The sequence below is a fragment of the Candidatus Endomicrobiellum pyrsonymphae genome, assembly GCF_020328025.1.
GTDB lineage: Bacteria > Elusimicrobiota > Endomicrobiia > Endomicrobiales > Endomicrobiaceae > Endomicrobiellum > Endomicrobiellum pyrsonymphae.
In genome coordinates this window covers 1-8,729 of record NZ_JAIXMZ010000052.1, presented here as the reverse complement: position 1 = coordinate 8,729, position 8,729 = coordinate 1, and the positions used below count along the sequence as shown (strand labels likewise).

The following is an 8,729-nucleotide window of genomic DNA, read 5'->3' as shown; positions in this document are numbered from 1 at the left end:
ACACAACTATTATACAAAATCAAAGAGCTTTTGACAGATCAAGCTATAACTATGTGCAATTACATCAAACCTTGTCTTTTGTTTTGCATCCACAGGAAGTCAACTGTACCAAATCAAAAAACTTTTTGCAAGTCAGCTACAACTATTATACAAAATCAAAGAGCTTTTAACAAATCAAGCTATAACTATATGTAATTACATCAAACCTTGTTCTTTGTTTTGCATCTACAGAGATGTCAACTATAATCAAATCAAAAGAGCTTTCGACAAACCAAGCTACAACTATTACACCAAATTAAAAAGCTTTTGGCAAATCATCTACAACTTTTGCTATAATTTTGTGCAGAGGCAAATATATCTTAATATGCGAAAACCCATTTTTATAAATAAACTTAGCTTATCTTTTCAAAATAAAATTTGTTTTGAAGATTTTTCGACGCAAATACAGCCCGCATCCCATACAGCAATTATAGGCAATAACGGAACAGGTAAATCGTCTTTACTTAAAATTATTAAAGGTGATTTAGCTGCATCTGATGGCTACATAAAAAACAATAAAGATATTGTTTTCGGCTATGTGCCTCAATTAATTTATGAATACAAAAATTTGAGTGGCGGAGAAAAATTTAACAAGGTCCTGAGCGTTGCTTTTGCAAATTGCCCTGATGTTTTACTTTTAGACGAACCGACAAATCATTTAGATTTAAAAAACCGCAAGGCGTTAATGAAGATGCTAAGTTTTTATAAAGGGACGTTGATAGTTGTATCTCACGACGTTGAACTTTTAAGAAATTCTATTAACATAATATGGCATATAGATAACGGAACAATAAATATTTTTAACGGAAAATATGATGATTGTCGACAAACAATTTCTCAAAAACGTCAGAGTATTGAAGAAGAGCTTGACTTGCTTGCGAAAGAAAAGAAAGAAACTCACAAAGCATTGATGAAAGAGCAGCAACGCGCAAAAAAAAGCAAACAAAGAGGCGAAAAGTTTGTTGAACAAAAAAGATGGCTTCCAGCCGTAGGCGATCTGAAAGAAAGTTCTGCAAAAAAAACTGCAGGGAAAAAACAAAAGGCAATTTCAGATAGAAGAGCTTCCCTAAATGAACACCTTTCAAACTTAAGAATTCCTGAAATAATAAAACCAAGTTTTTCTTTAACGGCAAAAGATACAGGCTCAAAAACAATTGTTTATGTAAGTGGAGGACAAGTTGGATATCAAGATAAAATAATTTTAAGGAATATAAATATCTCGGTTTCGGGAAGCGAACATCTAGCAATAACAGGCGATAACGGCTCTGGGAAGACGACTTTGCTCAAAGCAATTTTAAACGATTCTCAAATTATAAAAACAGGGATTTGGAATTTACCGCGTATTGAAGATATTGGTTATTTAGATCAAAATTACAGTTCTTTAGATTCTTCAAAAACTGTTTTAGAAACGCTTACAGATTTAGCGCATGAAAAAACTCACGCTCAGATAAGAGATTTTTTAAATGATTTTTTATTTAGAAAAAATGAAGATGTAAACAAACGTATATCCGTTTTATCAGGAGGAGAACAATCAAGACTTTCGCTTGCAAAAATTGCATTACAAACGCCAAAACTATTGCTTATGGACGAGATTACAAACAACATTGATTTGGAAACAAAAGAACATGTCGCTCAAGTATTAAAGGAATACCCGGGAGCAATGATAATAATATCTCACGATATTGCATTTTTGGAAGACATCGGAATTACGCATTATTACTCCGTATGTTAAATTATTCTTATTCTTACCACGGTATCTTCTGGAAAAATTGAAATATCACTGGCGATAGGGATTTTTACGGATTGATGAATTTTACCGGGAGCAAGTTCTTCAACAAGACGGTTGTTGTCTTTATTATAAATTTCATTTAAAACAATTTTTACAGGTTCAAATTTAAACGGCGACAATATTTCTATCTCATTGCCTCTTTTTAGCTTGTGTCTTAATTCTATTGTAAGCATTCCGTCGGCATTATCTCTTACAACGCCGGCATTTCTGTAATTACTTTTACTTGCTGTATCAACATATCCTTGAGATTCTTGTCCGGGAATACCGTTAAAAAACCCTAAAGTATATCCGCGGTTTTGCAGCGTTATTAACTCTTGCATATATTTATCAGGTCGCCAGTTATTAGAATTACTAAAATAATCGTCAATTGCTTTACGATATGTTCTTGCTGTCTGAGCAACGTAATATTCGCTCTTGTTTCTTCCTTCTATTTTAAAAGAATCTATGCCGATACTGATAAGTTTATCCAATTGTGGCATAAGACATAAATCTTTAGAATTTAAAATGTATGATCCGTTATCGTCTTCTTCCATTTCCCAATATTCGTCCGGTCTCAATTCTTCTTTTAGAAGCAGTTTGCTTTTGTATTTCCATCTGCAAGAGTGTGCGCACGCTCCTTGATTTGCGCTACGCGAAGCCATAAACGCGGACATTAAACATCTGCCGGAATAACTTATGCACATTGCTCCGTGTATAAAAACTTCAAGTCTTATATCTTTACATTTTTCTCTTATTTCTGAGGTTTCGCTAAAACTTACTTCTCTTCCAAGAACGCATAACGAAGCTCCTAAATTTTTCCAAAAATCGACAGTAAGCCACGAACAAACATTTGCTTGCGTTGAGATGTGTATAGGAATTTGAGGAAGTTCCTTTTTTGCATATTGAAATATCCCCGGATCAGAAATAATTATGCCGTCAGGATTTAATACTTTAATTGTTTTTGCAAAATTCTCAAGGCGCGCAATATCTTTATTGTGTGAAAATAAATTAAGCGTTAAATATACTTTTTTGCCAAGATTATGGGCAAAAGAAATACCGTTTTCCATTTCTTCTAAAGGGAATTTTGATTTTGTTCTTAGCGACATTTCAGGAGCGCCTGCATAAACAGCGTCCGCTCCATAAAGGAAAGCTGTTTTTAATCCGGAAAGAGTCCCCGCAGGCAACAAAAGCTCAGGTTTTTTCATGCTCGCCAATTATAGCAAAATAGTAAAACTACTTTTAAATTTCATATAATAACTTGTGATGTATCAAAAGGAACCGTCTATGAAATCTATAGAAAAAGCAGTTGAAGCGTTAAAGCAATCAAAATATATCGTTGCTTTTACAGGGGCCGGCATTTCAGTTGAAAGCGGTATTGCCCCGTTTCGCGGAGAAAACGGTATTTGGAATAAATATGAAGAAAAACTTTTTGAAATAAATTATTTTACGCAACACACAAAAGAAGCATGGAACATGCTTTGCGACGGATTTTATGAAGCTATGTTTAAAGCCAAACCGAATGCGGCGCATATAGTTCTTGCCAAACTTGAAAAAGAAGGATATCTTAAAGCTATAATTACACAAAACATTGACGATCTTCATGAAAAAGCAGGAAGTAAAATAGTATATAAATTACACGGAAATGCATCTCAACTGCATTGCAATAATGATGGCAGAAACTATCCTGTAACAGATTTTGATTTAACAGCAGCGCCGCGCTGCAAAGTATGCAACACTGTATTAAAACCTGATTTTGTATTTTTTGGCGAAATGTTGCCGAAATATGACATGAATATGTCCATAAAGGCCGTTTCAAAATGCGATCTTGTTGTAATCATCGGTTCCACAGGAGTTGTATATCCGGCTGCTTCATTGCCATATTATGCCAAACGTAACAATGCAGTCATCATTGAAATTAATCCAAAACCATCTGCGTTTACAAATGAGCTCACAGATATATTCATTCCAATGAAAGCCGGAGAAGCAATGCAGAAATTGATTGATATATTGTATATTTTATGATACAATCACTTTTGAGCAATTATGTTATAACAATAAATCTCTTGTGCAGTTAAAGTGTGTTTACGCTAACAATGTTGTCTTTGCGTTTTTGAGCGTGATGTTTGTGTTTTAATTGATAAAAAAGTAAAAAAATACTATAATATACGTGTTGCCTTTTTTTGTGCATGGAGAAAAACAACAAAGGCGCTAAGAAAATTGTAAGCTAGTCTCAGTCCCCTTGTTTTTTTGGGGCAAAAGTAAAGATATTGGAGAAATGGCAAGATGAGCGGTATTAAAGACTCTTTTTCGTCGAAGTGGGGATTGATTTTTGCCGCCGCGGGATCGGCTATAGGATTGGGAAATATTTGGTTGTTCCCTTACCGTGTAGGAGAACTTGGCGGCGCAGCATTTATAATTCCTTACATTTTTTGTTTGGCTCTTATTGGTGTTATTGCGATTGTGGGCGAAATGACTGTGGGTAGGATTACAAGTTCAGGTCCTATAGGCGCTTTTCAAAAAGCTGCAGAGTTAGGTGGAATGAAAGGTAACATCGGAAGAGGTTTTGGCGCAGGCTTTGGTTGGGTATGTACTTTGGTCGCCTTGATACAAGCTATAGGGTATATACTTGTTGTATCTTGGGTTGTTAAGTTTGTCATTGGCGCTTGTACGGGGTCGGCTTTTAGCAATACTGGCAGTCTTCAGTATTTTAATACAATAAGCACAACCCAAATAATATTGTGGGTCGCTATCAGTACTGCTATAGGAGCTGTTACCATACTGAAAGGAATTGAAAAGGGTATAGAGAAATGCTGTAAATTTATGATACCAGCAGTTCTTCTTCTTCTTCTTGTATTGGCAATAAGAGTCGCTTTTCTTCCGGGGGCGGTGGCGGGCTATAAATATCTTTTTACGCCTCGTTGGGAGTATTTGTTTGACGCAAGAACTTGGATGGCTGCATTAGGGCAGGTGTTTTACTCTTTATCGATTAGAGGATCTACTATGGTTGTGTATGGTTCTTATGCAAAGAAATCTGAAGATATAATTTCTTCCGCAAAACATATTGTTGTTTTAGACACAATTGCATCTCTGTTTGCGTCTATGCTGATTATACCGGCAGTGTTTGCGTTCGGCAAGGATCTTAGTAGAGGCGAGGCTTTTCTGTTTATAACAATGCCTGAAATCTTTAAAGGTATTCCTTTAGGACAAGTCCTCATGTTGCTTTTTTTTATCGCAGTGTTTTTCGCGGCACTTACTTCCCTTATAGGCATGTTTGAGGTTGTAGTTGAAGCATTGCAGAATAAGTTTAAAATGACCCGTTGGTTTGCAGTGGTTCTTGTTTCGATAGCAACAGTGTTGTCGTGCAAATGGTTTGTGGTAGGTAACATTAGGGGCACTATAGATATACTTTCGCTTCATCTTATACCACTGTGCGCTTTAGGCAGTGGCATATTTGTTTTTTGGATTATCCCAAAGCGTCTCGTTACAGAAGAAATTCAGAGCGGACATTCAAAGCCTATCGGGAAATGGGTGATACCGACTGGACGTTATATTTTCTGCGGTATTATAATTTTAATTTATGTTTTGCGTTTAAAATAAGCCTAAAATGTAAGTGGCAGTAATTTGCGATGTGGTTGCAAAAAAACCAAGTAGGCGAGTATAAACATGAAGCGTTTAGCATTAGTATGTTTGTTTTGTTGTATCCTTGTTTGTAGTGCAGTTGTAAAAGCGTCTGTAGCCGGTCGTTGTGGTCCGCGGGGAGTAGAAACTTCCAGCGGGTGTGTATTCAATTAAACGTAGCGCAAAGATTGTTCAACAAAAAGAAGAGTTGCCTTGTTAGGCAGCTCTTCTTTTATATTGTTTTTTGCTTTACAAAAATCGAAAAATGTAAAATCATAGACATTATCTGCTCATTTTTTATAAATTCTATATAATTTGACATTTGGCAACCAAAATGATTGAATTAACACAACGTGCAGGTGATGTAAATTGTTGAGCTACACAATTTTTAGCCTAGTATCCTATAATTTTGTTAAACAGGAGGTCTTATGAAATCAGTACACGATTATTATGGTGAATTAGTATTTACAAAAAAAGTAATGGAACAACATTTAAGTAAAAGCATTTACAAAAAACTAGTGGCAACAATCGATAATTTGGAACCTTTAGATCAGTCAATAGCAAGCGAAGTTGCTCATGCTATGAAAGAATGGGCGCTTGAAAACGGCGCAACGCATTTTACACATTGGTTTCAGCCTCAAAGAGGCGGTACTGCGCAAAAACACGATTCGTTTATAGATTATGGCGATGGTGGGGAAATAATAGAAAGATTCTCAGCCTCGCAGCTTGTGCAATCTGAACCGGATGCATCTTCTTTCCCGTCAGGTGGGATAAGATCAACGTTTGAAGCAAGGGGATATACCGCATGGGATCCGACTTCTCCTGTGTTTCTTATTGAAGCCGGGAAAACAAAAACTTTAGTTGTTCCTTCAGTTTTCCTTTCTTGGACGGGCGAAGTATTAGATCTTAAAACACCTTTGCTTAGATCTCTTACGATTTTAAATGAAAAGGTAATAAGTCTTCAGAAACTTCTCGGCAATAAGAATGCAAAACGGACAAAAGTTTTTGCGGGTATCGAACAAGAGTATTTCCTTCTCTCAAAAGATTTGGTAGCCGCAAGACCAGACATAACAGTTACTGGAAGAACTTTGTTTGGCAATAAGCCTGCAAAAGGGCAGCAGATGGAAGATCATTACTTTGGACATATTAAAGAAAACATTTTGGAATTTATGGAAGATGTCGATCACGAACTTTATCGTAAGGGCATTCCTGTAAAAACAAGACATAATGAAGTTGCTCCTAATCAATTCGAGCTTGCGCCTCTCTATCAAGAAGCAAATTTGGCAATAGACAACAACTTACAGACAATGGAAATTTTAAGAAAAGTCGCAGATAAACATAACATGGTTGTTGTTTTGCACGAAAAACCATTCGCTGGCGTAAACGGTTCAGGGAAGCATTTCAATTGGTCTATTGGCGATAATACCGGTGCAAATTATTTTGAACCTTCAAAATCGCCTATTAAGAATATATCATTTCTTTTGGCTGTCAGCGCAGTGTTATTTGGCGTAAAAAAGTTCGGCGGAATTTTAAGAGCAAGCGTCGCGGATGCGGGCAACGATCATAGACTTGGCGCAAATGAAGCGCCTCCGGCGATTATGTCTGTTTATCTTGGCGAATATATAAACGATCTGTTAAACTCTATAGAGAAAGCAAGCGTAATTAATGAAAAGGAAGTAAATGAAATCACATTGGGAGTACAAAATCTTCCAAAGATCAGTAAAGATTATTCAGACAGAAATAGAACATCACCTGTTGCTTTTACAGGAAACAAGTTTGAGTTTAGAGCGATGGGCTCGTCGGCAAATCCTTCCGAAGTCGGGACAGCGTTAAATTTTATCGTAGCTTATGGTTTTGATGAAATATATAAGAGGATTAAAGCAAAGAAAGGCGATGCTGATGTAAAAAAGAAAGCTTTAGAGGTAGTAAAAGAAATAATCTCAGAGACAAGAGACATAAGATTTGAGAAAAACGGGTACTCGGAAGAATGGCATAAAGAGGCTGCAAATAGAGGTCTTCCCAACGCAAGAAATACTCCAGAAGCGTTAAAGCTTTTTCTTAATAAAGATGTAATCAAAGCTTTTTCAGATTTCAATATATTAAACGAAAGAGAACTCGAGGCCAAAATTGAAATAAAGCTCGAAAGTTACATAAAAACAAAAGAAATTGAGTACAAGTATGCTGTAAAAGTTGTTGATAGTTTGATTTTGCCGGCAGTTCTTAAGCAGATAAATGTATTGGCAAAAACAAGTAAAAACTTGAGCAAGCTCAATATAAAATCAGAAGTATTTACAAAAGATATTGAAGCGCTTGTTAAGCTGTACGAAGATATAAGAAAATATTGTTTTGAGTTAGGTGAGTTCATTTCTGCAAAACATGGCAATCTTTCCACAACATCTGATAAATTTGCATCTGAAGGAGTAGAAATTTTAGCAAACTTAAGATCAAAAGTTGATGAAGCTGAAGACGTTGTCTCGGATGAATTTTGGCCAATGGCAAGCTATCAGAAGTTACTTAATGCGTTTTAATTAAAAAGTAAGAATAGGGGGGTGGGAAGTATATATTGCCGAACTTTAAAGTGATAATAAAAGCATGTTCTGTTTTGTTGATGTTTTAATGATATGCCATGTTTCAATGATTGCGGTGAGCAATATTGAGCGTAGCGAAATATCTACAAAAGTAAAACACTTAATATGGCGCTTGACTAAAGGCAATAATTTTGATAGTGTGGTGAGGCATGAGGCGGTATCGCGTTAACAAACAACGCTCCAAGAAAATGTCTTGGCTGTTTAGCGTCTCTCAGATACCGGATGATCGGAGAATAAAGCAAAATGTTAAAAAGTAAATTGTTGCAAAGTTTGCCAAACAAGATTCAAAAGTTAAGATTTGGTTTTTTTCTTAGAGTTTTATTGTGCTTTAGTCTTTTGGTGTTCGCTGTAGGTACAAATACAGCTTGGGCTACTAGTGATGGTACATGTGATGGTAGTAGTGATAATGATACATGTAGTGGTGAGGATAACGGTAATAATACAGCACCACCGCCTGAGGACGACCCAACTAAGACTAAGAAAACACCACCACCAACACCTGAGGACGATCCMRCTAAGACTAAGAAAGACCCGACTAAGAAAGACCAAGATGATAAGAAAGATCTAAAATTGATTTATAAAGATCCTAATCTTGCCACTGGCGGAACAAAAAGAAGCAGTGTTGGCTCAATTTATTAAACGTGTTGTAAAAATAAAAACCAGTGGGTATTTGGCAAACGTGATAAGAAGTGGTGGAAGCGAAAACGATAGCAAAG

The 8,729-nt window shown here is 36.1% G+C and carries 7 protein-coding genes; 6 read left to right on the top strand and 1 reads right to left on the bottom strand.

Going from position 1 to position 8,729, the window contains the following annotated elements:
- The first annotated feature begins 364 nt into the window (after nt 1-364).
- Nucleotides 365-1,771 (top strand): ABC-F family ATP-binding cassette domain-containing protein, encoded by a 1,407-nt coding sequence (locus LE180_RS05115; RefSeq protein ID WP_374134383.1) that lies wholly within the window; start codon nt 365-367, stop codon nt 1,769-1,771.
- Here LE180_RS05115 and LE180_RS05110 read toward each other — a convergent pair.
- Complete coding sequence (locus tag LE180_RS05110) at nt 1,768-3,012, bottom strand: U32 family peptidase (protein ID WP_374134382.1); 1,245 nt, start codon at nt 3,010-3,012, stop codon at nt 1,768-1,770. The genes LE180_RS05115 and LE180_RS05110 overlap by 4 nt on opposite strands.
- A gap of 79 nt (nt 3,013-3,091) precedes the next feature.
- On the opposite strand from LE180_RS05110, the gene LE180_RS05105 reads away from it, so the two are divergent.
- The 5 genes from LE180_RS05105 to LE180_RS05085 all read left to right on the top strand — a co-directional run bounded on the left by LE180_RS05105 (nt 3,092) and on the right by LE180_RS05085 (nt 8,652).
- The gene (locus LE180_RS05105; protein ID WP_374134381.1) at nt 3,092-3,829 is read left to right on the top strand and encodes an NAD-dependent deacetylase; all 738 of its coding nucleotides are present in this window, start codon (nt 3,092-3,094) and stop codon (nt 3,827-3,829) included.
- Between the two features lie 261 nt (nt 3,830-4,090).
- A complete protein-coding gene (locus LE180_RS05100; RefSeq protein ID WP_374134380.1) occupies nt 4,091-5,404 on the top strand; it encodes a sodium-dependent transporter in 1,314 nt (437 codons plus the stop codon).
- A 449-nt stretch (nt 5,405-5,853) separates the two neighbouring features.
- On the top strand, nt 5,854-7,953 hold the full coding sequence (locus LE180_RS05095; RefSeq protein ID WP_374134379.1) for a glutamine synthetase III: 2,100 nt from the start codon (nt 5,854-5,856) through the stop codon (nt 7,951-7,953).
- A 64-nt stretch (nt 7,954-8,017) separates the two neighbouring features.
- The gene (locus tag LE180_RS05090; RefSeq protein ID WP_374134378.1) at nt 8,018-8,182 is read left to right on the top strand and encodes a hypothetical protein; all 165 of its coding nucleotides are present in this window, start codon (nt 8,018-8,020) and stop codon (nt 8,180-8,182) included.
- 74 nt (nt 8,183-8,256) lie between these two features.
- Nucleotides 8,257-8,652: a hypothetical protein gene (locus LE180_RS05085; protein WP_374134377.1), complete on the top strand. Its 396-nt coding sequence runs from the start codon at nt 8,257-8,259 to the stop codon at nt 8,650-8,652.
- The last annotated feature ends 77 nt before the right edge of the window (nt 8,653-8,729 follow it).

What these genes read in the sequence shown, in the direction of transcription:
- LE180_RS05115 (WP_374134383.1), top strand. Translation starts at nt 365, where the DNA reads ATGCGAAAACCCATTTTTATAAATAAACTTAGCTTATCTTTTCAAAAT.
- LE180_RS05110 (WP_374134382.1), bottom strand. Translation starts at nt 3,012, where the DNA reads ATGAAAAAACCTGAGCTTTTGTTGCCTGCGGGGACTCTTTCCGGATTA.
- LE180_RS05105 (WP_374134381.1), top strand. Translation starts at nt 3,092, where the DNA reads ATGAAATCTATAGAAAAAGCAGTTGAAGCGTTAAAGCAATCAAAATAT.
- LE180_RS05100 (WP_374134380.1), top strand. Translation starts at nt 4,091, where the DNA reads ATGAGCGGTATTAAAGACTCTTTTTCGTCGAAGTGGGGATTGATTTTT.
- LE180_RS05095 (WP_374134379.1), top strand. Translation starts at nt 5,854, where the DNA reads ATGAAATCAGTACACGATTATTATGGTGAATTAGTATTTACAAAAAAA.
- LE180_RS05090 (WP_374134378.1), top strand. Translation starts at nt 8,018, where the DNA reads ATGTTCTGTTTTGTTGATGTTTTAATGATATGCCATGTTTCAATGATT.